Origin of the sequence: Pseudomonas arcuscaelestis, assembly GCF_016881005.1 — a bacterium.
In the GTDB taxonomy this organism is placed as follows: domain Bacteria; phylum Pseudomonadota; class Gammaproteobacteria; order Pseudomonadales; family Pseudomonadaceae; genus Aquipseudomonas; species Aquipseudomonas arcuscaelestis.
Genome location: NZ_JACOPV010000016.1, coordinates 33718 through 56314, shown reverse-complemented (window position 1 = coordinate 56314; position 22597 = coordinate 33718). Strand labels below are relative to the sequence as shown.

Genomic DNA, 22597 nt, shown 5'->3' with positions numbered 1-22597 from the left:
TGGCAGGTCACGGTCGATTCCCCTGAATCCCTCCCCCCTAAAGGCCTGGATCATGAGCAAGCAACCCTCCCTGAGCTACAAGGACGCCGGTGTAGACATCGACGCCGGTGAAGCATTGGTCGAACGCATCAAAGGCGTTGCCAAGCGCACGGCGCGCCCGGAAGTCATGGGCGGCCTGGGCGGCTTTGGCGCCCTCTGCGAGATCCCGGCTGGCTACAAACAGCCGGTTCTGGTCTCCGGCACCGATGGTGTGGGCACCAAGCTGCGCCTGGCGCTGAACCTGAACAAGCACGACAGCATCGGCCAGGACCTGGTCGCCATGTGCGTCAACGACCTGGTCGTTTGCGGTGCAGAACCGCTGTTCTTCCTCGACTACTACGCGACCGGCAAGCTGAACGTTGACGTCGCTGCCACCGTGGTAACCGGCATCGGCGCAGGCTGCGAACTGGCAGGCTGCTCCCTGGTTGGCGGTGAAACCGCTGAAATGCCTGGCATGTACGAAGGCGAAGACTACGACCTGGCTGGTTTCTGTGTCGGCGTAGTGGAAAAAGCCGAAATCATCGACGGCACCAAGGTTGCCGCTGGCGACGCGCTGATCGCCCTGCCGTCTTCCGGTCCACACTCCAACGGCTATTCGCTGATCCGCAAGATCATCGAAGTGTCGGGTGCCGACATTGAAAATATCCAGCTCGACGGCCAACCGCTGACCGAGTTGCTGATGGCCCCGACCCGCATCTACGTCAAGCCGCTGCTCAAGCTGATCAAAGATACCGGCGCAGTCAAGGCCATGGCCCACATCACCGGTGGCGGCCTGCTCGACAACATCCCACGCGTGCTGCCAAAAGGCGCCCAGGCCGTTGTTGACGTCGCCAGCTGGGTACGCCCGGTGGTCTTCGACTGGCTGCAGGAAAAAGGCAACGTCGACGAGCACGAAATGCACCGCGTCCTCAACTGCGGCGTTGGCATGGTCATCTGCGTAGCCCAGGACCAGGTTGAAACTGCCCTGAACGTTCTGCGTGAAGCTGGCGAGCAGCCATGGGTCATCGGCCAAATCGGCGTTGCCGCCGAAGGCGCTGCCCAGGTCGAGCTGAAGAACGTCAAGGCGCACTGATGCCAAGCAAGACTTGTGACGTTGTGGTGCTGCTGTCTGGCACCGGCAGTAACCTGCAAGCCTTGATCGACAGCGTTCGCACCGGCGATAGCCCGGTGCGAATCCGCGCGGTCATCTCCAATCGCGCCGATGCCTATGGCCTGCAGCGCGCCCGCGATGCGGGCATCGACACCGCCGTGCTCGACCACAAGGCCTTTGACGGCCGCGAAGCGTTCGACACAGCGCTGGTCGAGCTGATCGATGGCTACCAGCCGCAGTTGGTGGTACTGGCCGGTTTCATGCGCATCCTCAGCGCAGGATTCGTACGCCATTACCACGGCCGCCTGTTGAATATCCATCCATCGCTACTGCCCAAGTACAAAGGCCTGCACACCCATCAGCGCGCCCTTGAGGCCGGTGACGGCGAGCATGGCTGCAGCGTGCACTTCGTTACTGAGGAACTCGATGGCGGGCCGCTGGTCGTACAGGCAGTAATACCGGTAGAGTTGGACGACACACCGCAAAGCCTGGCGCAAAGGGTTCACCGCCAGGAACATCAGATTTACCCGCTGGCGGTGCGCTGGTTTGCCGAAGGTCGTTTGCGCCTTGGCGAGCACGGTGCTCTACTGGATGGCCAGCCCCTGGCGGCCAGCGGCCACTTGATTCGATCCTAGGAGATACTATGCGTCGCGCCCTGCTCTTCGCACTTGCCGTGCTCGCACTGCCGCTTCAGGCAGCCGATCTGAAGCCATTTTCGGCCAGCTACACCGCCGACTGGAAACAGCTGCCAATGAGCGGTACCGCTGAACGCAGCCTGGAAAAGAACGCCAACGGTACCTGGAGCCTCAACTTCAAGGCATCGATGATGATCGCCAGCCTGACCGAGCAAAGTACCCTGCGTCTGGACAAGGACACCCTGCTGCCACAGACCTACCATTTCGAACGTGGTGGCCTGGGCAAGGCCAAGAAAGTCGACCTCGACTTTGACTGGAACAGCAAGCTCATTACCGGTTCCGACCGTGGTGACGCAGTCAAGCTGCCGCTGAACCGCGGCGTGCTGGACAAGTCCACCTACCAACTGGCCTTGCAACACGATGTAGCCGCCGGCAAGAAGAGCGTCAGCTACCAAGTGGTCGATGGCGACGAAATCGACACCTATGACTTCCGCGTCCTGGGCACCGAAAAAGTCACCACCAAGACCGGCCAGGTCGAGGCTATCAAGGTTGAACGCGTGCGCGATCCAAGCCAGAGCAAGCGCATTACCGAGCTGTGGTTTGCCAAAGACTGGGATTACCTGCTAGTACAACTGCGCCAAGTCGAGACCGACGGCAAAGAGTACGTAATCGTGCTGCAAGACGGTACGGTTGACGGCAAGGCGGTCAAGGGCAACTGATTTATTGCCCTGCTGATGGTTACGCTGAAACCCCGCCTGGTGCGGGGTTTCTTTTTTCTACGCGAGCGATTTAGCAGCTTGCATGAAAGATGTTTCATGCGCCAAGCATTTACGTAGCCAGCTAACAAACTCTATAAAAGAGACCTGCGACAAGGTGCCGCAGGTAACTGAATCGGAGTTTGCAGATGACTGTCAAAGTAACTGAGCACGACGACAACAGAATGTCCTACGAAGTCCTGGCTGCGGGTGTACGCATCTGGGATGTGCACCAACAAGGCGAACTGGTAGGCATGTTCCATACCGAGCATGAAGCCCATAACTACCGAATCGAACTGGAATGCCTGGAGGCCAGGCGGCAGCAGGAATAGCCTGCAAAAAAAACAAACCCCGCCAAGGCGGGGTTTGTCGTGTTTACCACATAAGATCGTCAGGGATCACGTAGGCCGCGTAAGGATCATCGGCATCCGGCTCGTCGACCTGGGTATTGAGCAGAACAATACGCTTGGGATCGCGCTCCTGGATCTTCAGTGCCGCTTCACGCGGAATAACCTCGTAACCCCCACCATGGGCAACGATGGCCAGTGAGCCGCTGCTCAGCTTACTGCGCATCAGGGCATTGACCGACAGGCGCTTGACCTTCTTGTCGTCGACGAAGTTGTAGTAGTCCTCGGTGGTCAACTTGGGCAGGCGCGACACCTCGATCAATTGCTTGACTTGGGCGGCACGGGCCTTCTGCTCGGCTTTCTCCTGCTGCTGGCGGTTCAGTTCCTGGTCGCGCTTGGCTTTCTCGGCCATGGCTTCCTTGGCCAGCCGCTGCTGGGTATCGTCAACTTCGACCTGGCCCTTATGCTCCAGGCGCTTCTGTTTCTTCTGCTCTTTACTGACCTGCTTGACCTGCTTCTGGTTAACCAGACCGGCTTTGAGCAATTGGTCACGAAGGGAAAGGCTCATCGTTCACTCACTTATGTGCGTCTACTCAGCCGCAGCTGGGCAGGTTCTTTTCCTGACGTTTGGCTTCGCCCCAAAGCGCATCCATGTCTTCTAGGGTGCAATCTTCAATCGAACGCCCACTGTCGCGCAATGCCTGCTCGATAAAACGGAAACGTCGTTCAAACTTTTGATTCGCGCCGCGCAAGGCGTTTTCCGGGTCGACTTTCAAATGCCGGGCCAGATTGACCGTGGCAAACAGCAGGTCACCCAGCTCATCGGCCAGCGCCTCACTGTCATTGTCGGCCATCGCTTGCAGCACTTCGTCGAGTTCTTCTCGCACCTTGTCCAGCACCGGCAACGGATCGGGCCAATCGAAGCCGACCTGGGCCGTACGCTTTTGCAGCTTGGCGGCTCGGGACAACGCTGGCAAGGCGGCTGGCACATCGTCAAGCAACGACAGCTGTTCGGGAACGCCCTTTTCGGCGCGCTCTTGAGCCTTGATCTGCTCCCAGCGCTGCTTGACCTCAGCCTCGTCGAGCTTTGGCGTATCCAATGATGCGTACAGCTCGCCGGTGGGAAACACGTGTGGGTGACGACGGATAAGCTTGCGCGTAATGCTGTCGATAACCCCGGCAAACTCGAATCGCCCTTCTTCACGGGCCAACTGGCTGTAATAGACGACCTGGAACAGCAGGTCGCCCAGTTCACCCTGCAAGTGCTCGAAATCGCCGCGCTCGATCGCGTCGGCCACTTCGTAGGCTTCTTCCAGGGTGTAGGGAATGATGGTCGCGTAGGTCTGCTTCAAATCCCATGGGCAACCGTGCTGCGGGTCACGCAGTCGGGCCATGAGGTGAAGCAGGTCGTCTAGGGTATACATCGGTGATCTCTGCTAAGGCCTTCGCGAGGCTAGCCGGTCCTCACACTGCGGGGGCCGGCTTCGCGAGGACAGTCTCAAGGCGTACGGTTTCGCCGCGTCTCGATGATGTTCGGCAACTGCGAGATCCGACCCAGCAGGCGCCCAAGGGCATCCAGGCCAGGAATCTCGATGGTCAGCGACATCAGCGCCGTGTTGTCTTCCTTGTTCGAGCGGGTGTTGACCGCCAGAACGTTGATCCGCTCGTTGAGCAGTACCTGGGAGACATCTCGCAGCAAGCCTGGGCGGTCATAGGCACGAATGATGATATCCACCGGATAGGTTTGCACCGGTACCGGGCCCCAGCTTACCTGGATGATCCGCTCCGGTTCACGCCCGGCCAGTTGCAGCACCGAGGCGCAATCCTGACGGTGGATGGTTACACCACGGCCTACGGTGATGTAGCCGACAATCGCGTCTCCCGGCAATGGCTGGCAGCAACCGGCCATTTGCGTGAGCAGGTTGCCGACGCCCTGGATCTGGATATCGCCGCGCTTGCCCGGCTTATAGCCGGTGGCTTTGCGTGGCACCAGCTCGATATGCCCGCTGCGCTCTGGCTCAACCAGTTGCTGCGCGGCGTTGACCAGATGAGCCAGACGCAGATCGCCAGCCCCAAGCGAGGCAAACATGTCCTCGGCGGCCTTGAGGTTGGCTTTTTCCGCCAACCGCTCGAAGTCCACCTGCGGTAGACCCAAACGGTTGAGTTCGCGTTCGAGCAGGGTTTTGCCGGCCGCAACGTTCTGATCACGCGCCTGCAGCTTGAACCAATGGACAATCTTGGCCCGCGCCCGCGAAGTGGTGACGTAACCCAGGTTGGAGTTCAACCAGTCGCGGCTCGGATTGCCGTGCTTGCTGGTAATGATCTCGACCTGCTCGCCAGTCTGCAGGCTGTAGTTGAGCGGCACGATCCGCCCATTGATCTTCGCGCCACGGCAGTTGTGACCAATCTCGGTATGCACCCGGTAGGCGAAATCCAGCGGTGTAGCACCCTTGGGCAGATCGATGGCGTGCCCGTCCGGGGTAAAGACATACACCCGATCCGGTTCGATATCCACGCGCAACTGCTCGGCCAGACCACCGATGTCGCCCAATTCTTCGTGCCATTCCAGCACCTGGCGCAACCAGGAGATTTTCTCCTCGTAATGGTTGGAGCCGGATTTGACATCGGTACCCTTGTAACGCCAGTGCGCACACACGCCGAGTTCGGCCTCTTCGTGCATGGCATGGGTACGGATCTGAACTTCAAGCACCTTGCCCTCAGGACCGATGACCGCAGTGTGCAGCGAGCGGTAGCCGTTTTCCTTGGGGTTGGCGATGTAGTCATCGAATTCTTTGGGGATGTGCCGCCAGAGGGTATGCACGATCCCCAGCGCGGTGTAGCAGTCGCGCATTTCCGGAACCAGTACACGCACCGCTCGCACGTCGTAGATCTGGCTGAACTCCAGGCCTTTGCGCTGCATTTTGCGCCAGATCGAATAGATGTGTTTGGCTCGGCCGCTGATATCGGCCTTGACCCCGGTGGCCAGCAGCTCGTTCTGCAGCTGGTTCATCACATCGCTGATGAAGCGTTCACGATCCAGGCGTCGCTCATGCAGCAGTTTAGCGATCTGCTTGTACTGGTCGGGCTCCAGGTAGCGGAAGGACAAGTCCTCCAACTCCCACTTGATATGACCGATACCCAGACGGTGCGCCAGGGGTGCATAGATATCGAATACTTCGCGGGCGACACGGTTGCGTTTCTCGTCGTCAGCACCCTTGACCGCGCGAATTGCACAGGTACGTTCGGCCAGCTTGATCAGCGCCACGCGCACATCATCGACCATAGCCACAAGCATTTTGCGCAGGTTCTCGACTTGCGCTTGCGAACCCAGCACCAACGATTGACGTGGGCTGAGACTGGCACTGATGGCGGCCATGCGCAGCACACCATCGATAAGCTTGGACACCACCGGCCCAAAGCGCTGACCGACTTCAGCCAGGGTTACCTTGCCTTCACGCACGGCGCGGTAGATAACCGCAGCGACCAGGGAATCCTGGTCGAGCTTGAGATCGGCAAGGATTTCGGCAATTTCCAGTCCAGCCTGGAAACTCGAGGTTCCGTCAGCCCAGGAATGCTTGGCCGGGTTGCCCTTTGTCTCGATTTCCTGAGCGAACTCGCAAGCCTCTTTAAGCGCCTCACGGTCCAGCGCCAGGTCGACGCTCACCACATGATCCAGCCATGCTTCGAGATTGATACTGCCGTCGTTGTTGACCGGCTGGTGCACTCTCACCTGTACCATCTTTGTTTACCTTTCCCTACAGCGCATTCACGATGCGCTTGAAATCACTGGTGCTGCCCCTGCCGGACCCGAGGTGCAGCGCCTGACGCGCCAGTCCCGCTAGCCCGCTTCGAATAACGCCATGGCTTCGACATGCGCCGTCTGAGGAAACATGTCGAGAATCCCGGCACATTTTAACCGGTAACCCTGCCTGACCAGCTCGAGCGTGTCGCGGGCCAGGGTTGCCGGGTTGCACGATACATATACGAGACGTTTCGCACCGAGGTCTGCGATTTTTCGCACCACCTCGAAAGCACCGTCTCGCGGTGGATCCAAGAGTACCGCAGAAAAGCCCCCAGCGGCCCAGCCGGAGGCGGACAATGGCTGCGATAAATCGGCCTGAAAAAACTGCACATTATGCAGATTGTTGCTTCGTGCATTGGCCGCTGCGCGCTCGACCATTGCCTGTACACCTTCCACTGCCACCACTTCGCGTGCCTGCAGAGCCAGCGGCAGGGCGAAATTGCCCAAGCCGCAGAACAAATCGAGTACCCGCTCGTCAGCCTTTGGCGCCAGCCATTGCAGTGCCTGCTCGATCATCGCGGTGTTGACCTCGGCGTTCACCTGAACGAAATCTCCAGGCCGGTAGGCAAGCTCGAGATTCCACGGTGCCAGGGTAAAGCCGAGGGTCTGACCTGCCTCGACAGCCGAAGGTTCACCCTCGCCTTGTAACCATAGCTGTACACCTGCCTCATTGCAGAATGCCTGCAAGCGCGCCTGGTCGCCCTCAGCCAGTGCAGCGGTATGGCGCACCAGCAAGGCCAACGCCGTGCCACTGAACAATTCGACATGCCCAATCACCTGCGCCTTGCTCAGACTCTGCAAGAGCATTGGCAGGTGACACATGATCGACTGCAAGGGTTGTACCAGTACCGGGCATTCTTCGATGGCGACGATGTCTTGGCTGGCCTCGGCGCGAAAGCCGACTTCCAGCTTCTTCGCCTTGACGTCCCAACGCACCGCAACGCGCGCCCGGCGCCGGTAACCGAACTCCGGTCCGCTCAACGGCGCGACCCAGTGCTCGGGCGCCACACCGGCAACCCGCTGCAACTGCTCGGCGAGCAAGCGCTGCTTGATGTTCAACTGATCAGCATGGGCCAAGTGCTGCAGGTTGCAGCCGCCACACCGATCGAAATGCTTGCACGGCGCTTCGCGGCGCTCCGGGCTGGAGGTGAACACACGCTCCAGGCGCGCCTCGACGACCTTGCCATGAGTATTGAGCACCCGGGCCTCGACGTCCTCTTCAGCCAGCGCACCACTGACAAACCAGGTACGCCCCTCGAAAAAGGCGATGCCACGACCATCCCCCGCCAGGCGCTCGATGCGCAGGCGTTGTTTTTTTCCCGCAGGAATCTGTGGTGCACGGCTGCCGCCGGTCGGCTGGAAGCGCAGACCGCTGTTGCGTTTACTTTTGGACATCAGTTCGCCGCGTCGAAAATGCCGGTCGACAGGTAACGGTCGCCACGGTCACAAATAATTGCCACGATCACGGCGTTTTCCAGTTCACGCGACAGGCGCAACATCGCCGCCACTGCACCACCGGAGGACACACCGCAGAAAATGCCCTCTTCTCGAGCCAGCCGACGCGTCGTTTCTTCAGCTTCGACCTGCGCCATATCGATCACGCGATCAACGCGATCGGATTGGTAGATTTTCGGCAGGTACTCTTCAGGCCAGCGGCGAATGCCCGGGATGGCCGAGCCTTCCATCGGCTGCAACCCAACAATCTGCACGGCCGGGTTCTGCTCCTTGAGGTAACGCGAGCAGCCCATGATGGTGCCGGTGGTGCCCATGGAACTGACGAAATGAGTAATGCTGCCCTGGGTCTGCTGCCAGATCTCGGGACCGGTGCTGACATAGTGCGCTTCTGGATTGTCACCGTTGCCGAACTGGTCGAGCACCAGGCCACGGCCATCGGCCTGCAGACGGTCGGCAAGGTCGCGAGCACCTTCCATGCCTTCTTCCTTGCTGACCAGAATCAACTCGGCACCATAGGCGGTCATTGCTGCCTTGCGCTCGGCACTAGAGTTGTCGGGCATGATCAGGATCATCTTGTAACCCTTGATCGCCGCCGCCATGGCCAAGGCGATGCCGGTATTACCCGAGGTCGCTTCGATCAACGTATCGCCTGGCTTGATCTGCCCACGCAGTTCGGCGCGGGTGATCATCGATAGCGCGGGTCGGTCCTTGACCGAACCTGCCGGGTTATTACCTTCAAGCTTGAGCAGGAGGGTGTTGCTGGTTTCACCGGCAATGCGCTGCAGGCGGACCAGAGGCGTGTTGCCGACGCAATCGGCGATGGTTGGGTACTGCAAGGTCATGGCGTAGTTCGCAATCCAGACTGCGGGGGCGCCTATCATACCGGCAAAAGTGCCCCGTCCATATCACGCAATGTACTGGGCTTATGCCGGAAAGCTATAAGCTTCAGGCCGATGCAGGGAGCTGGAAGTTCAGGCGCAGGCCTTGGCCTGTGTTCTGCGCCCATAGGCGTCCGCCCTGGCGCACGACAGCATTGCGCGCAATGCTCAGGCCCAGGCCGAAGCCGCCGTCTCCGGGGCGCGAGCCATCGAGGCGGGCGAACGGGGCGAAGATTCGTTCAAGCTCGCCTTCGGCGACGCCGCCACCCTGGTCTTCCAGCCATAGCAGCCAGTGCTCGCCCTGGCGCTGGCCACCCAGGCGAATCACACCATTGGCCGGCGAGTGGCGGATGGCGTTGCGCAGAATGTTTTCCAAGGCCTGGGCAAGGCTATTGAGGTTGCCCTGCACCCAGCACGCGGGACCTACATCGCAACGTAATTGCGACGACGGCCAGGTACTTTCAAAGCAGGCGTCTTCGGCGAGCATTTCCCATAGCGCCTGGATCTGGATCGGCTCCTTGCTCATCGGCGCGCGCTCGGTATCGAGCCAGGCCAGCTGCAAGGCGTCTTCGACCAGACGCTGCATGCAGTCGACTTCGCGCCCGAGGCGCTCACGCAGTTGCCCGGCATCGGTTTCGCCTTCGCTGGCAACGCGCAGGCGACTCAGCGGGGTGCGCAACTCATGCGAAAGATCGCGCAGCAATTGTTGCTGCAACGCGACGGTGCCTTGCAGGCGCTCGGCCATGTCATCAAATGCGCGGCCCAGTTCACCCAGTTCATCCTGGCGGCTGGTGGTGCTGCTGGCGACCCGCGCCGACAAGCGATCCGCCCGCCAGGCATTGGCCTGCTCACGCAACTGGATCAGCGGCATGATCAACATGCGATACAGCCCGACGCACAGCAGCAGGGTGAACAGCCCGGGGATCACGCCATTGGTAATGAACTGCCAGAACAGGCGGTATTGGCCGGGCATCAGGCGCTCAGGCAATTCCACTACCAACAACCCTTGTTCCGGGTGCTGCACAAACGGTACACGCATCCACGGCAGGCCGATTACCCGCCGGCTCACCGGCCAGTCGATGCCACGCAAAAAGGTTATCTTGCGGCTTTGCTCAGGCAATAGCGGTGTGCTGCTCAACGATTGCAAATCTTTCCCCAGCACCGCCATCCAGGTCCCTTCCCTGCCGGTCATCTCGGCCAACCATGCGTCCACCCCAGCCTGGCCGCCCTGCTCCCAGGCTTGCTCGGCCTCGGCGGCATAGCCGGTCAAGGTGGCACGGGCGTCATCGGAGAGAAACGCATTCTGGGTTTCCATATGACGGCCCCAGCTCATGCTCAGACCGATCATCAGCAAACAAAAGCCCACCAGAAGAATGGCCAGTTTCCAGAACAACGAGTGGCGAGTGGGCAATTCAGTTGACCTCTGCCGCACTGAGCACATAACCCTTGCCCCACACCGTGCGCACTTCACGCTCCTGGTAGCCGATGGCTTTGAGCTTTCGGCGGATCTGGCTGACATGCATGTCCAGGCTGCGATCATGCCGGGAATAACCGCGCTGCAGCACCTGCTGATACAGAAATGCCTTGCTCAGCACTTCCTCATGGCTACGGTGCAAGGTGTCGAGCAGGCGGTATTCACTGAGTGTCAGGCCGGCCCAACGCTCGTCGCAGCACACATCGCAGGTCTGCTCGTCGAACTGCAGCGCCCCCACTTGCGCGGTGGGGGCTGGCTGCTGGCGGCGGCGCTCCAGCGCCACGCGGCGCAGGATCGCTTCAATTCGTACCTGCAGCTCAGCCATGCTGAACGGCTTGGGCAGGTAGTCATCGGCACCCCGCTGGAAACCACTGATGCGATCCGCTTCTGCGCCCAGGGCCGACATCAGGATGACCGGTGTCGAGCTTTTTTCACGAAGCCTGGCCAGCACATCCAAGCCGTTCAGACCTGGAAGCAGGATGTCCATCAGCACCACATCGAAACGCGACGCGCGCGCGGCATCCAATCCATCCAGGCCATTCTTGCACCAGGTAACCTTGAAACCACCACGCTGCAGTTCTTCGTGCAAATGGGCACCGAGGACCGGATCGTCCTCAATGGCAAGAATGCTGGATTCGCTAATAGCTACGGGATTCATTGGCTGCTGCTAGTAATTCTCAATTGCGCGATTATTGAGTAATTACCTTGCGCAGGCAACCCGCAACTGCTGGTTGATTCGAGGTTGGCGCATCGTCCAGCGTCAAAAGTAGATACAAATGAGTGCAATGCACGAGAAGGCGCGGTACTTTTCCGTCTTGGCCCGCACAGCTTGTGCTGAGGGCGGCTACAGCACTTGCCAGGCACAGGAGAGTTGCGTGCTGAATCGTTTGGGAATTCGCAGCCGCGTGTTGCTGTTAGCTTTATTACCGGCTGGGCTGATGGCCCTGGTGCTGGGCAGCTATTTCACCTGGCTGCAGCAGAACGAGCTGCAAACCCAACTGTTGCAGCGCGGCAAAATGATTGCCGAGCACCTGGCGCCGCTGGTTGCCCCGGCCCTGGTTCGTCACGACCCAGCGCAACTGGAGCGAATTGCTGCCCAGGCGCTGGACCAGCCCGATGTACGTGCGGTGGCTTTCCGCGATCCGGGCCGCAACAACCTTGCCCATGCTGGCCCCTCCATGCTCAATCAAGCGCCTTCCGGCGGCGGTACGGAAATGCTTGAGCGTTCCGGTAGCGATGCAACTCGCTACCTGCTTCCCGTCTTCGGTCATCATCGCGACCTGGCCGGTGATCGCATTCCCAGCGAAGCTGATCGCCTGCTGGGCTGGGTAGAAATCGAACTGTCCCACGATGGCACCCTACTGCGCGGCTACCGCAGCCTGTTCACCAGCCTGTTGCTGATTTTCTTCGGCATGCTTGCCACTGCCTTGTTGGCTCTGCGCATGAGCCGCACGATCAATGGCCCTATCAGCGAGATCAAGCACGCCGTCACTCAACTCAAGGATGGCAACCTGGAAGAGCGCCTGCCGGTGATGGGCAGCTACGAAATGGACGAGTTGGCCTCAGGCATCAACCGCATGGCCGAGACCCTGCAAAACGCTCATGAAGAGTTGCAACACAGTATCGACCAGGCAACCGAAGACGTTCGACAGAACCTGGAGACCATCGAGATCCAGAACATCGAACTGGACATGGCCCGTAAAGAGGCCTTGGAAGCCAGCCGGATCAAATCCGAATTCCTCGCCAACATGAGTCACGAGATCCGTACACCGCTCAACGGTATTCTTGGTTTTACCCACCTGTTGCAAAAAAGCGAGCTGACGCCGCGTCAACACGACTATCTGGGCACCATCGAGAAGTCTGCCGGCAACTTGCTCGGCATCATCAACGAGATTCTCGACTTCTCCAAGATCGAAGCAGGAAAGCTGGTGCTCGACAGCATTCCGTTCAATCTGCGCGACCTGATCCAGGACACCCTGACCATTCTGGCCCCGGCCGCGCATGCCAAACAGTTGGAGCTGGTCAGCCTGGTGTACCGCGACACCCCCTTGTCATTGGTGGGCGACCCACTGCGCCTCAAGCAGATCCTGACCAACCTGGTCAGCAACGCCATCAAGTTCACCCGCGAAGGCACCATTGTTACCCGGGCCATGCTCGAAGAAGAGCACGAAGACAGCGTGCAACTGCGGATCAGTGTCCAGGATACGGGCATTGGCCTGACCAGCCAGGATGTCCGCGCCTTGTTCCAGGCCTTCAGCCAGGCCGACAACTCACTGTCGCGCCAGCCGGGTGGCACCGGCCTGGGGCTGGTGATCGCCAAGCGCCTGATCGAACAGATGGGCGGTGAAATCGGTGTCGACAGCACCCCGGGCGAAGGCTCGCAATTCTGGGTCAGCTTGCGTCTGCCCAAGGCCCGCGACGACGCGGAGGATCTGCCGCTGCAATCGCTGGTGGACCGTCGGGTGGCGATAGTCGACGCCCATGAACTGGCGCTGCAGGCCCTGGAACATCAACTGGAAGATTGCGGCCTGCGCGTTACCGCCTTCAACTCCATTGACCCGCTGCTGCACGCAGTAGCAGCCGCACGGATGGCAGGCGAACCCTTTACCCTGGCGGTCATGGGCGTAAACCTGGACAGCGTTTCTCCCGAACGCCTGGGTCAGTACGTGCAACAACTGGAGCGCCTGGACTGCCAGGCGCTGGTGCTCTGTCCTACCACCGAGCAGGCGCTTTATCACCCTTACCTGCCCAACGCCCACGGCCAACTACAAGCCAAGCCTGCCTGTACACGCAAATTGCGCCGTGCCCTGCTTGATTTGGTTCAGCCACGGCGCATCAACAGTGAAGCCAAAGCCAGCAGCGACCAGCCATCGCCTAAAGTGCTCTGCGTCGACGACAACCCGGCCAACCTTCTGCTGGTGCAAACCTTGCTCGAGGATCTAGGCGCCGAAGTGCTGGCGGTCGACAGCGGTTACGCAGCAGTACAGGCGGTTCAGGATGAGCGCTTCGACCTGGTGCTGATGGATGTGCAAATGCCGGGCATGGATGGTCGCGAGTGCACCGAGCAGATACGCCAGTGGGAGATCAGCCAAGGCGGCGCTCCACTGCCTATTGTCGCCCTCACCGCCCACGCCATGGCCAACGAAAAGCGTGCGCTGCTGCACAGCGGAATGGACGACTACCTGACCAAACCGATCAGCGAGCGCCAACTGGCCCAGGTGGTGCTCAAGTGGACCGGCTTGAACCTCAGCGCACCCAACCACGAACGCACAGCGGAGCGCATCGCCAACAGCAGCGAACTCAAGGTACTTGACCCCGAAGAAGGCTTACGCCTGGCCGCGGGCAAGCCGGACCTGGCCGCCGATATGCTGGCCATGTTGCTCGCGTCACTGGAAGCCGACCGCGAGGCTATCCGCATCGCCCGCGAAGCGGCTGATCGCAACGGCATGATCGAGCGCGTGCACCGCCTCAATGGCGCTTCGCGCTACTGCGGCGTGCCACAGTTGCGCGCAGCCTGCCAACGCAGTGAAACCCTGCTCAAACAGAACGACCCCGAAGCCCCGCGAGCCTTGGACGAATTGGACCGGGCTATCCTGCGGCTGACCGCCCAGGCACGCCTGAGCGCCTGATCCAAAGCAAGTTCAACACTGGCGCCCGCGGTTAGACTTGTTCGCAATTGACTCAGGATGACCCCATGCGCGTATTGTTTTTCAGCAGCCAGACCTACGACCAGGACAGTTTTACCAGTGCCGTGACAAGCCACGGGCTGGACCTGCACTTTCAACCGGCGCGGCTGACTGAAGACACCGCAGCCCTGGCCCACGGCCATGAAGTGGTGTGCGCCTTCATCAATGATGATTTGAACGCTGACGTGCTCAAGCGCCTCGCCGACGGCGGCACTCGCCTGATCGCCCTGCGTTCAGCCGGCTACAACCATGTCGACCTGGCCGCAGCCAAACACCTGGGCCTGGCAGTGGTGCGGGTACCGGCCTACTCACCGCACGCCGTGGCGGAACATGCCGTCGCCCTGATCCTGGCGCTGAACCGCCGCCTGCACCGCGCCTACAACCGAACCCGCGAAGGCAACTTCAGTCTACACGGGCTGACCGGCTTCGATCTGCATGGCAAAACGGTCGGCGTGGTCGGCACCGGCCAGATCGGCGCCACGTTTGCGCGCATCATGGCCGGCTTCGGCTGCAAGCTGCTGGCCTATGACCCCTACCCCAACCCTGAGTTGCTGGCGTTGGGCGCCACCTATCTTGAGCTGCCGGAGTTGTTACGCCAGGCGCAGATCATTAGCCTGCATTGCCCCCTGACCGAACAGACTCAGCACCTGATCAACTCACAGAGCCTTGGGCAGTTGCAGCCGGGTGCCATGTTGATCAACACCGGTCGCGGCGCGCTGATCGATACCCCAGCGCTGATCGAGGCATTGAAGGACGGTCAACTGGGCTATCTGGGCCTGGACGTCTACGAAGAAGAAGCCCAGCTGTTTTTCGAGGATCGCTCCGACCTGCCATTGCAGGACGATGTACTGGCGCGCTTGCTGACCTTCCCCAACGTTATCGTCACCGCCCACCAGGCATTCCTCACCCGCGAAGCACTGGCAGCCATTGCTGAGACGACGCTGGACAACATTACCCGCTGGGCGGCAGGCAATCCGCAGAACTTGGTCGAGGGTTGATGCTAGGATACGCGGCAGATTTGGAGGACCCATGGTCGAACACGATTTCCGCTACACCCTGTTTAATCCGCAATACACCCTGATCGAATGCCGCGCGCTGGTGCCGGGTCGCTACCAAGTGACCGGCAATGGCGGTTCGATCAAGAAAAATGACGTGTTGTTGGTCACCCTCAAGGGCAGCAAGGACTTGTCCATGCGCCTGACCGTGGAAACCGTACGCCACTTGATCAACCCAACCGGCCAATGGGTCGCGGTTGCCAGTGGCCCGGTGTTCGGCGAACTGGCGATCCACACCTGGGAAGTCAACTGCGACAGCTGCCAGGCCAACCTCAGCTTCGAATTCGCGGTAGACGCCAAGCTTGGCAAGAAAGCCTTGCAGCCGGCCGCCAGCGCACGCATCGCTGAACTGGGCTGGAGCAGCCGTGGCGACAAGCACCTGTGCCCGAAATGCAAGGAGACGGCCCAGTGAAAAACCTGCTGCTCGCGGCCCTGACCGGCACAGTGCTGCTGGGCTGCGCTGCCGAGCCAATGAAGCTGGAGCAGGAGCGCAGCTACCTGCTGGAATGGATTGGCGAGCGCCCGCTGATGGACTACAGCCACTTGACCCTGACCCTGGCCAGCGATGGCCGGGCCTATGGCAATGGCGGTTGCAACCACTGGTTCGCGCCCTACCAGCTCGACGGCGACAAAATCACCTTCGGCAAAGTCGGCAGCACCCGCAAAATGTGCGCACCGGCCTTGATGGAACAGGAAAAGCGCTTCCTCCAGGCCCTGGAGACCGTGCAACGCTGGGACATCTCGCCAATCGAACAAGTACGCTTCTGGCCTGCCGAAGGCAAGCCACTGCGCTTTTGGCCTGAAGAGGGCTGACGGTAGCCTTAAGCTACAAGCTACAGGCACCAAGTAAAAGCAAGGGGTGAACCTCCTGCTCTTTCTTGCAGCTTGTAGCTTGACGCTTCAGACCCCCTTGAGAGCCTTGATTTTTGCGTTCAGTCCTTCCAGTGTCTGCTCGCCCATCAACTGCTCGCGTACTTTGCCTTTGTCATCGATGATGTAGGTGACAGGCAACGCTTCGCTGCGCGGTAGCTCATAACGTTCGGCCGGGTCCTGGGCCAGGACGGTGAAGCCAATACCCAGTGCCTCTGTGGCTTTTTTCAGGTCATCGCCTTGCAGGCCGTCAAAGTTGACGCCCACAACCTTGATGCCTTGCGCCTGCCATTGCTTGGCGGCGGCATTGAGTTCTGGGATTTCGGTACGGCAGGGCCCGCACCATTCCGCCCAGTAATTGAGCACCAGCCAGTGCCCGTCGATCTGCTCGGCTTTCACAGTCTGGCCGTTCTGGTCCAGGCCATAGTCTGCACCGCAACCGCTGAGCAACAAACTCGCGGTGATGGCCAGTGCTGCTGCAAAACGCCTTGTCATGGGTCAATCCTTCTCGAAGATTCAAGCAAAATGCGAAGTCGCTGCGGTTAGAATAGCTGCCACACCCTGCTGGATGCGACCCGAACATGACTGACCTGACGCTTTATCACAATCCACGCTGCTCGAAATCTCGCGGTGCCCTCGAACTTCTCGAAGCCCGTGGCCTGGCCCCCACTGTTGTGCGCTACCTGGAAACCCCACCCGATGCAGCGACCCTCACGACCCTGCTCGGCAAATTGGGCGTAGGTGCGCGTCAATTGCTGCGCAGCGGTGAAGACGAGTACAAGGCGCTCAACCTGGCTGACCCGGCCTTGAGCGATGCGCAACTGATAGACGCCATGGTCAAGCACCCAAAACTGATCGAGCGCCCTATTCTGGTTGCCGGTGACAAAGCGGTTATTGGCCGTCCTCCGGAGAAGGTTCTGGAGATCCTGCCGTGAGCGCACCTTACATCCTGATCCTGTTTTACAGCCGCCACGGCTCGACAAGTGAAATGGCCCGGCAGATTGCCCGCGGTGTCGAAATGGAAGGCCTGGAAGCACGAATTCGTACCGTTCCGGCGATTTCCACCGAATGTGAGGCCGTGGCCCCGGACATTCCGGTCGCCGGCGCGCTGTACGCCACCCTTGACGATCTGCGCCATTGTTCGGGCCTGGCCCTGGGCAGCCCGACACGCTTCGGCAACATGGCTGCGCCACTGAAGTACTTCATCGATGGCACCAGCAGCCTGTGGCTCAGCGGTGGTCTGGTCGGCAAGCCGGCAGCGGCGTTCACCTCCACCGCCAGCCTGCATGGCGGCCAGGAATCGACCCTGCTGTCGATGCTGCTGCCGTTGATGCACCACGGCATGCTGATCATGGGGCTGCCCTACAGCGAGTCGGCGTTGCTGGAAACCCGCGGTGGCGGCACCCCTTATGGCGCCAGCCATCACGCCGGGGCAGACGGCAAACGCGACCTGGATGCTGACGAAATCGCCCTGTGCCGCGCGTTGGGCCAACGCCTGGCCAGCACTGCCAAACTGCTGGAGAACAGCCGTGGCTAAAAAGCCCAAGGTACTGCCCTCTATCGACTGGTTGATGCCGCGCCTGCGGCTAGTCCGCGCATTGAGCCTGGCAAGCTTTTTTGGCCTGATTGCGCTGCTGACGATCAACAACCTGATGTTCGCCGACCTGCATGGCGCCCGCACCGGGGTGATCCTGGCGGTAGAACTGGTGCCGCTGGCGCTGTTGCTACCGGGCATGCTGCTGGGCAACGCCCGCGCTCATGCCTGGACCTGTTTTGTGGTCAACCTGTACTTCATCAAAGGGGTACTGGCTGCATTCGACCCAGCGCGGGCACTGTTCGGCTGGCTGGAAGTGGCAATCAGCCTGGCGCTGTTCATCAGTGCCTTGCTGTATGTGCGCTGGCGCTTCCAGTATGACCGGCGCCTGGCCGGTGAAGGCTCGAATTGAACGCGGGGTAAGCTCGCTCCTACCGTGTGGCTAAGCCGACATCACCCGGTAGGTGCCTCAATGATTGACGGTGTGCGCGAGCATCACCGACAACTGACACAGCGGCCGGCCACTTTCAGCATGCCACTGGTTGAAAGCAGCCTGGACCAACGCCAGGTCGCGTTGGCTGGTCGGCGGCTTGTCGATGATGTCCTGGGCAATCAACGCTGCGCTCATGTCGTTGGTAGGAATGAACGTATCCTTGCCGACCATGCGCAAGAAGCGCGGTGCCGACAACCCACCCATCTGGTTGCCATGCTTGGCCAGGTACTTCCATAAACCGACAATATCGGTGACCGGCCAATCGGCGATCAGGGCAGCAAAGCTGCCCCGCTCGTTTTCCACGTCGAGCATCATCTGCGCATTGCGCGGCACGCTCTTGAGCTTGCCCAGGTGGCGAATGATGCGCGTGTCCTGCATCAGCCGTTCCAGGTGCTCGGCGCCCATCAACACGACCTTGTGCGGATCGAAGCCAAAGAACACCTGTTCGAAAGCCGGCCACTTGGAATCCACCAGACTGTGCTTGAGCCCGGCGCGAAACACCCGCAACGCCAAGGTCGACAGATAACGGTCGGCGCTGATAGCACGCAGCTGCTCTGCGGTCCTGGCCTGGGGCAGATGGGCTTCCAGGGCCGCCGCGGAGCCGAAGCGGTTCAGGCAATACTCATGCAACCATTGGTAATCGCGCATGCCGGTCAGATGTTCATCACGTCAACAAAGCGCGGGGTGGCGGTTTCGTCGATCTTTAGGTTGACGAAGTCGAACAGGTTACGGTCAGCCAGTTGCGACGGCACAACGTTCTGCAAGCCACGGAAGATGCTCTCGGTACGGCCCGGCGTTTTACGCTCCCACTCCACCAGCATGTCCTTCACGACCTGACGCTGCAGGTTTTCCTGCGAGCCGCACAGGTTGCACGGAATGATCGGGAATTCCTTCAGGTCCGAATAAGCCTGGATGTCTTTCTCGCTGCAATAGGCCAGCGGGCGGATCACCACGTTGCGACCGTCGTCGGCGCGCAACTTCGGCGGCATGGCCTTGAGGGTGCCGTTGAAGAACATATTGAGGAAGAACGTCTCGACAATGTCGTCACGGTGGTGACCCAGGGCCATCTTGGTTGCACCGATCTCGTCGGCAAAGGTGTACAGGGTGCCGCGACGCAGGCGCGAGCACAGCGAGCAGGTGGTCTTGCCTTCCGGTACCAGCTCCTTGACCACCGAATAGGTGTCTTTCTCGACGATGTGGTACTCGACGCCCAAGGCCTTGAGGTAAGCCGGCAGCACGTGCTCAGGGAAGCCTGGTTGCTTCTGATCCATGTTCACCGCGACGATCTCGAATTTGATCGGCGCCACCTTCTGCAGGTACAGCAGAACATCGAGCATGGTGTAGCTGTCTTTGCCGCCGGACAGGCAGACCATGACCTTGTCACCGTCTTCAATCATGTTGAAGTCGGTAATGGCTTCGCCGGCGAGACGACGCAGGCGTTTTTGCAGTTTGTTCTGGTTGACCGAAAGGGTGCCCATAGCGCTTGAAATCCGCGAGGTGTGACAAAAGCGGCATATTTTACGCACAAACCGTCGGCAGGCGTAGGCCCATCCGATAAAGACTGCAAGGTGATTAGCCGTGGCGCTTACAGCGCAATTTGCTCTAAAAAGCCGGCTTTGCGGGGCGTACTCCTTCCTATACTGCGACATAAGGCCACACATCATAGGTGACCTCGATCCTCTGGCCCCCATCACTTGGGGTCACAAGCGCTCCGCTGGGGGGCGATGGTAACGACGGAAGGAGTGACTGGCATGATCCATCACGTACTGGGGCTGTTTACCCATCCTGACCAAGAATGGAAAGAAATCCGTGGCGAGGAAGAAAGCATCAGCCACATGTACCTGACCCACACACTCATCCTGGCGGCGATCCCCGCCATCTCTGCATTTATCGGGACTACCCAGGTCGGCTGGGTCATTGGCGATCGCGCCCCGGTCATGCTGACCCAGGAAAGCGCGTTATGGATGACCATCATGTCGTACCTGGCAATGCTTGCTGGTGTCGCGGTAATGGGCGCCTTCATTCACTGGATGGCGCGCACCTACGACGCCAACCCAAGCATGGCCCGCTGCATCGCGTTTGCTACTTATACCGCAACGCCGCTGTTTGTCGGCGGCCTGGCGGCGCTCTACCCCCACCTGTGGTTGGGGATGGTCGTCGGCACGGCAGCCGTGTGCTACACGGTTTATCTGCTCTATGTCGGCCTGCCGACCTTCATGAACATACCTTCGGACGAAGGCTTTCTGTTCTCGAGCTCGGTATTGGCGGTCGGCCTGGTGGTGCTGGTAGCCATCATGGCCTTCACCGTGATTGTCTGGGGACTGGGCGTGGGGCCTGTCTATACCAACTAGCATCCATTATTAGAAAATCAGCAACATAGGCGCAGTAACCTTCAGGCCGCCGCAAGGCGGCCTGAAGCTGTGCGCTGACAGGTGGCTCGGCAGCGCCGCGGCGGTTGCGGCATAATTGCCGGCCAGGAGTGTTCCCCGATATGCCCGAACTGCTCAAATCCCGCGTCGAAACCTGTTATCAGCAAGCCGAAACCTTTTTCAAGCGCCCTTTTCCCCGCCCTGAAGTGAGCTTCAAGCTGCGTGGGCAAAAGGCTGGCGTCGCCCATTTGCATGAAAACCTGCTGCGATTCAATTTGCAGTTGTACCGCGAAAACAGCGATGACTTCCTCAAGCAGACCGTGGCCCACGAAGTCGCCCATCTGGTTGCCCATCAACTGTTTGGTGATCGAATCCAGCCGCATGGCGAGGAATGGCAGCTAATCATGCGCGGTGTTTACGAACTGCCACCCAATCGCTGCCACACCTATGAAGTCAAACGTCGCACAGTGACGCGCTACATCTACCGCTGCCCTTGCGCCGACAGCGACTTCCCCTTCTCGTCCCAGCGCCACAGCCTGGTGCGTCAGGGCCGGCGCTACCTGTGCAGGCGCTGCCGCAACACCTTGGTGTACAGCGGCGAGACGCGCGTAGAGTAAAGCCCTGCCCCATGACAGGTATTCAACCAGGCACAAAAAAACCCATCCGTAGATGGGTTTTTTCATGGCTCAGCCAATGGCTTAGCGAGCAGGACCCTCGGCTACGCCCAGGTCGTCCATCGGGCGGGTATCGATCAGCGGCGAACCACCGGAAGCAAGCTCTGCGTGCAGCTTGTCTTCGTCCAGTTCATTGACCCACTTGGCCACCACCACGGTCGCAACAGCGTTACCGATCAGGTTGGTCAGGGCACGGGCTTCGGACATGAAGCGGTCGATACCCAGGATCAGTGCCAGGCCGGCTACCGGCAAGTGGCCCACTGCGGACAGGGTGGCCGCCAGCACGATAAAGCCCGAACCGGTGACGCCGGCGGCACCTTTGGACGCAACCAGCAGCACCAGCAGCAAGGTGATCTGGTGGGTGATATCCATGGTCGTGTCGGTGGCCTGGGCGATGAACACCGCAGCCATGGTCAGGTAGATCGACGTTCCGTCCAGGTTGAACGAGTAGCCCGTTGGAATCACCAGGCCTACCACGGACTTCTTCGCACCCAGGCGTTCCATCTTGGTCAGCATGCGTGGCAGGGCCGACTCGGACGACGAAGTACCCAGCACGATCATCAGCTCTTCACGGATGTAGCGGATCAGCTTGAGAACGCTGAAACCGTGTGCACGGGCGATACCACCCAGCACCACCAGGATGAACAGTACGCACGTGGCGTAGAAGCAGGCCATCAGGTAGCCCAACTGCACCAGCGAACCTACCCCGTACTGACCGATGGTGAAGGCCATGGCACCGAAAGCACCGACCGGTGCCAGCTTCATGATCATGTTGATGATGTTGAACATGACATGGGCGAAGCGATCGATCATGTCCAGCAGCGGCTTGCCGTAGGCACCCAGGCGATGCAGGGCAAAACCGAAGATCACCGAGAACATCAGCACTTGCAGGATGTCGCCGTTGGCGAAGGCGCCGACCACGGTGTTTGGAATGATGTTGAGCAGGAAGCCGATCGTTGTCTGCTGCGCGCCGGCGGCGGCATAGGCGGCCACACTGCTGGCGTTCAGGGTGCTGACATCGATGTGCATGCCAGCGCCCGGCTGGACAACGTTGACCACGACCAGACCGATGATCAGGGCGATAGTGGAAACAACTTCGAAGTAGAGCAGCGCGTAGCCACCGGTCTTGCCAACCGACTTCATGCTCTGCATGCCAGCGATACCGCTGACCACGGTGCAGAAGATGATCGGGGCGATGACCATTTTGATCAGTTTGACGAAGCCGTCACCCAGGGGTTTGAGGGCAACGCCGGTTTCAGGGTAGTAGTGACCCAGCAGGATACCGATGGTGATGGCTACCAACACCTGGATATACAGCGATTTGTACAGTGGCTGACGCGTCGTCATGGCTATTTCCTCAAGTGTACCGCCCCGATCCTTCCCAGGACGCGTGGGGTACCTAAAGCGCGAACCCTCCTGCACTGGAGGGATTTGTTGTGTC

At 60.1% G+C, this 22597-nt stretch carries 24 protein-coding genes; 13 read left to right on the top strand and 11 right to left on the bottom strand.

All coding sequences use genetic code 11. The features are described from left to right. Positions 1–52 precede the first annotated feature (52 nt). From purM to H8F21_RS22980, 4 genes are all read left to right on the top strand, one after another. Positions 53–1111 (top strand): phosphoribosylformylglycinamidine cyclo-ligase, encoded by a 1059-nt coding sequence (gene purM / locus H8F21_RS22995; RefSeq protein ID WP_203479659.1) that lies wholly within the window; start codon positions 53–55, stop codon positions 1109–1111. Then, positions 1111–1764, top strand: a complete 654-nt coding sequence (purN, locus tag H8F21_RS22990; RefSeq protein WP_203479660.1) for a phosphoribosylglycinamide formyltransferase — start codon at positions 1111–1113, stop codon at positions 1762–1764. The genes purM and purN overlap by 1 nt, the downstream gene beginning before the upstream one ends. Before the next feature lie 8 nt (positions 1765–1772). Beyond that, positions 1773–2483, top strand: a complete 711-nt coding sequence (locus H8F21_RS22985; RefSeq protein WP_136474980.1) for a DUF3108 domain-containing protein — start codon at positions 1773–1775, stop codon at positions 2481–2483. A 185-nt stretch (positions 2484–2668) separates the two neighbouring features. Next, a complete protein-coding gene (locus H8F21_RS22980; RefSeq protein ID WP_136474979.1) occupies positions 2669–2851 on the top strand; it encodes a hypothetical protein in 183 nt (60 codons plus the stop codon). A gap of 43 nt (positions 2852–2894) precedes the next feature. Here H8F21_RS22980 and H8F21_RS22975 read toward each other — a convergent pair whose 3' ends face one another. From H8F21_RS22975 to H8F21_RS22945, 7 genes are all read right to left on the bottom strand, one after another. Beyond that, a complete protein-coding gene (locus tag H8F21_RS22975) occupies positions 2895–3434 on the bottom strand; it encodes a DUF2058 domain-containing protein (RefSeq protein WP_136474978.1) in 540 nt (179 codons plus the stop codon). Positions 3435–3459: 25 nt separating this feature from the next. Further along, a complete protein-coding gene (mazG, locus tag H8F21_RS22970) occupies positions 3460–4290 on the bottom strand; it encodes a nucleoside triphosphate pyrophosphohydrolase (RefSeq protein ID WP_203479661.1) in 831 nt (276 codons plus the stop codon). Between the two features lie 74 nt (positions 4291–4364). After that, the gene (gene relA, locus H8F21_RS22965; protein WP_203479662.1) at positions 4365–6605 is read right to left on the bottom strand and encodes a GTP diphosphokinase; all 2241 of its coding nucleotides are present in this window, start codon (positions 6603–6605) and stop codon (positions 4365–4367) included. Between the two features lie 99 nt (positions 6606–6704). Then, entirely contained in the window at positions 6705–8063 is a 1359-nt protein-coding gene (gene rlmD / locus H8F21_RS22960) for a 23S rRNA (uracil(1939)-C(5))-methyltransferase RlmD (protein WP_203479663.1), read from the bottom strand. Next, positions 8063–8965 (bottom strand): cysteine synthase CysM, encoded by a 903-nt coding sequence (cysM, locus tag H8F21_RS22955; protein WP_203479664.1) that lies wholly within the window; start codon positions 8963–8965, stop codon positions 8063–8065. The genes rlmD and cysM overlap by 1 nt, the downstream gene beginning before the upstream one ends. 103 nt (positions 8966–9068) lie before the next feature. Continuing rightward, complete coding sequence (locus H8F21_RS22950; RefSeq protein WP_203479665.1) at positions 9069–10442, bottom strand: sensor histidine kinase; 1374 nt, start codon at positions 10440–10442, stop codon at positions 9069–9071. Then, entirely contained in the window at positions 10414–11133 is a 720-nt protein-coding gene (locus tag H8F21_RS22945) for a response regulator transcription factor (RefSeq protein ID WP_203479666.1), read from the bottom strand. Before H8F21_RS22945 ends, H8F21_RS22950 begins: the two co-directional genes overlap by 29 nt. 217 nt (positions 11134–11350) lie before the next feature. On the opposite strand from H8F21_RS22945, the gene H8F21_RS22940 reads away from it, so the two are divergent. From H8F21_RS22940 to H8F21_RS22925, 4 genes are all read left to right on the top strand, one after another. Further along, positions 11351–14104: a response regulator gene (locus tag H8F21_RS22940; protein ID WP_203479667.1), complete on the top strand. Its 2754-nt coding sequence runs from the start codon at positions 11351–11353 to the stop codon at positions 14102–14104. A gap of 65 nt (positions 14105–14169) precedes the next feature. After that, a complete protein-coding gene (locus tag H8F21_RS22935) occupies positions 14170–15159 on the top strand; it encodes a 2-hydroxyacid dehydrogenase (RefSeq protein WP_203479668.1) in 990 nt (329 codons plus the stop codon). A 31-nt stretch (positions 15160–15190) separates the two neighbouring features. After that, positions 15191–15628, top strand: coding sequence for a hypothetical protein (locus H8F21_RS22930; RefSeq protein ID WP_203479669.1), 438 nt, complete (start codon positions 15191–15193; stop codon positions 15626–15628). Then, the gene (locus H8F21_RS22925; RefSeq protein ID WP_408004467.1) at positions 15625–16029 is read left to right on the top strand and encodes an META domain-containing protein; all 405 of its coding nucleotides are present in this window, start codon (positions 15625–15627) and stop codon (positions 16027–16029) included. The genes H8F21_RS22930 and H8F21_RS22925 overlap by 4 nt, the downstream gene beginning before the upstream one ends. 87 nt (positions 16030–16116) lie before the next feature. Here the strand turns inward: H8F21_RS22925 and H8F21_RS22920 are convergent, their stop codons facing one another. Next, complete coding sequence (locus tag H8F21_RS22920) at positions 16117–16581, bottom strand: TlpA disulfide reductase family protein (RefSeq protein ID WP_203479671.1); 465 nt, start codon at positions 16579–16581, stop codon at positions 16117–16119. An 86-nt stretch (positions 16582–16667) separates the two neighbouring features. On the opposite strand from H8F21_RS22920, the gene arsC reads away from it, so the two are divergent. From arsC to H8F21_RS22905, 3 genes are read left to right on the top strand one after another with little or no spacing between them, the layout of a single operon-like run. Further along, positions 16668–17021, top strand: a complete 354-nt coding sequence (arsC, locus tag H8F21_RS22915) for an arsenate reductase (glutaredoxin) (RefSeq protein ID WP_203479672.1) — start codon at positions 16668–16670, stop codon at positions 17019–17021. Then, positions 17018–17623, top strand: a complete 606-nt coding sequence (wrbA, locus tag H8F21_RS22910) for an NAD(P)H:quinone oxidoreductase (protein WP_203479673.1) — start codon at positions 17018–17020, stop codon at positions 17621–17623. Before arsC ends, wrbA begins: the two co-directional genes overlap by 4 nt. Further along, positions 17616–18032, top strand: coding sequence for a DUF2069 domain-containing protein (locus H8F21_RS22905; RefSeq protein WP_203479674.1), 417 nt, complete (start codon positions 17616–17618; stop codon positions 18030–18032). The genes wrbA and H8F21_RS22905 overlap by 8 nt, the downstream gene beginning before the upstream one ends. A 57-nt stretch (positions 18033–18089) precedes the next feature. On the opposite strand, the gene H8F21_RS22900 is transcribed toward H8F21_RS22905, so the two are convergent. Continuing rightward, complete coding sequence (locus tag H8F21_RS22900) at positions 18090–18761, bottom strand: DNA-3-methyladenine glycosylase I (protein WP_203479675.1); 672 nt, start codon at positions 18759–18761, stop codon at positions 18090–18092. A gap of 5 nt (positions 18762–18766) precedes the next feature. Beyond that, positions 18767–19591 carry a tRNA 2-thiocytidine(32) synthetase TtcA gene (ttcA, locus tag H8F21_RS22895; RefSeq protein WP_203479676.1) on the bottom strand — a complete coding sequence of 275 codons (825 nt, stop codon included), beginning with the start codon at positions 19589–19591 and terminating at the stop codon, positions 18767–18769. A gap of 273 nt (positions 19592–19864) precedes the next feature. Between ttcA and H8F21_RS22890 the strand changes: the two genes are divergently transcribed. Beyond that, positions 19865–20464 carry a Yip1 family protein gene (locus H8F21_RS22890; protein WP_136474961.1) on the top strand — a complete coding sequence of 200 codons (600 nt, stop codon included), beginning with the start codon at positions 19865–19867 and terminating at the stop codon, positions 20462–20464. A 140-nt stretch (positions 20465–20604) separates the two neighbouring features. Then, complete coding sequence (locus tag H8F21_RS22885; RefSeq protein ID WP_203543048.1) at positions 20605–21099, top strand: SprT family zinc-dependent metalloprotease; 495 nt, start codon at positions 20605–20607, stop codon at positions 21097–21099. Positions 21100–21180: 81 nt separating this feature from the next. Here H8F21_RS22885 and H8F21_RS22880 read toward each other — a convergent pair whose 3' ends face one another. After that, complete coding sequence (locus H8F21_RS22880) at positions 21181–22503, bottom strand: dicarboxylate/amino acid:cation symporter (RefSeq protein WP_203479678.1); 1323 nt, start codon at positions 22501–22503, stop codon at positions 21181–21183. Positions 22504–22597: the final 94 nt, after the last annotated feature.